The 255-nt window shown below is 65.1% G+C and carries 1 protein-coding gene; it reads right to left on the reverse strand.

What is annotated here, in order from left to right; translation table 11 throughout:
* Positions 1–255 (reverse strand): SIS domain-containing protein (locus tag C6558_RS39525; protein WP_146161047.1); only part of this gene is annotated, 255 nt, incomplete at both ends.

A 255-nucleotide genomic window follows, 5' to 3' on the forward strand; every position in this document is an offset into this window, starting at 1 on the left:
GGCGCCGATCGAAAGGGCGGCGAGCACCGCCAGCTGGCAGGTAAAGGCCTTGGTCGAGGCAACACCGATCTCAGGACCGGCCAGGATCGGGAACACGGCATCGGATTCGCGCGCAATGGTCGATTCGCGGGTGTTGACGACCGCGCCGATCGTCAGGCCATGGTCCTTGCAGTACCGAAGCGATGCCAACGTATCGGCGGTTTCGCCGGACTGCGAGATGAACAGCGCGGCCGACTGCGGCGACAGCGGGATTTC

The organism is Ensifer sp. NM-2 (assembly GCF_003024455.1).
Classification (GTDB): domain Bacteria; phylum Pseudomonadota; class Alphaproteobacteria; order Rhizobiales; family Rhizobiaceae; genus Ensifer; species Ensifer canadensis.